General features: G+C 66.6%; 2 protein-coding genes. Both read left to right on the plus strand.

Annotated features, from left to right (window positions below):
* Positions 1-1206: hypothetical protein (locus tag VEK15_16605; protein HXV62324.1), on the plus strand; the 1206-nt coding region annotated here is incomplete at its 5' end.
* A 131-nt stretch (positions 1207-1337) separates the two neighbouring features.
* Positions 1338-2228 (plus strand): hypothetical protein (locus tag VEK15_16610; protein HXV62325.1); only part of this gene is annotated, 891 nt, incomplete at its 3' end.

The following is a 2228-nucleotide window of genomic DNA, read 5'->3' on the forward strand; positions in this document are numbered from 1 at the left end:
GCGGCGACGGGCGACACGCTCACGGAGCCCCCGCAGCCCGATCCGCGCGTCGCTCTTCGTGACTTTGCCGATGAGCTTGCTCTCAGGAACATCACTCTCGTCGTCGTCCCGACTCCGGTCAAGCCGACGGTGCACCCAGAGCATCTCGCGCGCGGCTCCGGCTTCGAGCGAGGAGTGGTCAACCCATCTCGCGAGCGCTTTCTCCGCGAGATGCGAGAGACCGGCATTCTCGTCTTCGACCCTTTGCCGGTGATGCTCGAGATCAAAGTCGAGACGGGCATTCCGCTCTACCTCGGTACCGACACGCACTGGCGTCCCGAGACGGTGGAGGCGCTGGCCTCGCGGCTTGCCACCTTCGTCGACGAGCACGTGGAACTGCCGAGTCTCCCGTCCGCCGACTATCGGGCGCGTGAGACGGTCGTGTCGAACACGGGCGACACGGCCGAGCTCCTCGACCTGCCTCGACCCGAGAGCCATTATCCGAAGGAGCGGGTCTCGGTCCGCACGATCGAAACGGCAACGGGGGAATCCTGGCGTCCCGACGCCTCGGCCGACGTTCTGGTTCTCGGCGACAGCTTCAGCAACGTATTCTCCTTGGGCCCCATGGGATGGGGTGAAAGCGGGGGTCTGGTGGAGCAGTTGAGCTACGTGATGCAGAGACCTCTGGACCGGCTCGCCCGGAACGACGACGGGGCCTTCGCATCCCGCCAGATGCTCGCCGATGAGCTGCGCCGCGGACGTGACCGGCTCGATGGCAAGCGCGTGGTCGTTTACCAGTTCGCCGAGCGCGAGCTCTCCCAGGGCGACTGGAAGCTTCTGGACCTCGGCGAGCCCCCGGCCGCGATCGAGACGTTTCTCGCGCCCGCCGGCGGCGTGCCGATCGTCGTCCGTGGGGTCGTTGCCGATCTCGCACCCGCACCCCGGCCCGGCAGCGTGCCGTACAAGGATCACATCATCGCCCTGCACCTCGTCGACCTGGAGACCGAAGATTCCGCCGTGACCTCGAGCGAGGCGCTCGTCTTCATGTGGAGCATGCGGGACAACTTCCTCACGCCTGCGGCTCGCTACCGTGCGGGCCAGTCCGTCCAGCTGCGGCTGACGCCGTGGTTCGAAGTTGCCGATGAGCTCGACCGCATCAACCGAGCGGAGCTTCCCGATGAATCGATACGATTGGCGGCGGCGTGGTGGGGCGAACCGGTAAATTAGCAGGGGTGATCAAAGAATTCAGCCCACCCTGCGCGAGCGGAGCGAGCCCGGCGTGCCTGCCGCGCCGTAAGCAGCCGAGCCGTGGCGGCCGGTCGATTACAGGTCCCGCCACGGCATCGAGAACTCCGATAATGTCACGACTAACGAGGTGCGCTCTCGCCGTTCTCGCTTCGGGACTCGCCTGCGGCGTCGAAACACCCGACGAGCTGGCCGGCCGGTTGATGCGGGAGTACGCGACTGTCGCGAGTGACGCGGAACAGAGGGGTGCCACGGCGGTTCGAGGCCAGGATGGCTGGATCTTCTTCGGTCCCGAGCTGCGCCACGTCGGTGTGGGCCGGTTCTGGGGGGCGGACGCCGCCGCGGTCAGCCGCGCGCGTCGCCCGGATCAGGCCGACCCTCTTCCCGCCATCCTCGATTTCGCGAAGCAGCTCGAGGCGATCGGCGTCGAGCTCATTCTCGTACCGGTGCCGCCCAAGAGCCTCGTTTATCCCGACCCGCTTTCTTCGACGGTCGAGCTGCCAAATCCCCTTCCGCGACTGGATCCATTCCATCAGGAGTTCTACGACCTCCTCCGCCGCGAGGGTCTGACCGTCGTCGACCTCCTGCCGACGTTTCTGGAGGATCGGGCTCACCCCGACGGCCCTCTCTACTGCCGACAGGATACTCACTGGTCGGGAGTGGGAGTCGTGCGGGCGGCCGAGGCGATCGCCGAGATCGTACGGAATCGGCCCTGGCTCGACGCGCTCGACACCCGGAGTTTCTCTTTCGAGTGGCACTCGACCGTTATCGAAGGCGACCTGCGCCGGATGCTCGGAGACGAAACGCTCGCGCGCGAGGAGCTCCGACTGCGACGCATCGAGAATCCGGGTCCGCCCGAGACACCGGTCGAGCCCGATCCGGCGAGCCCGATCGTGCTCGTGGGGGACAGTCACGACCTCGTTTTCCATGGAGGTGAGGACATGCATGCGAAGGGCTCGGGTCTCGTCGATCAACTGGCGTACGAGCTCGGCGTCCCGCTCGAC

The sequence above is a fragment of the Vicinamibacteria bacterium genome, from assembly GCA_035620555.1.
Taxonomy (GTDB): domain Bacteria; phylum Acidobacteriota; class Vicinamibacteria; order Marinacidobacterales; family SMYC01; genus DASPGQ01.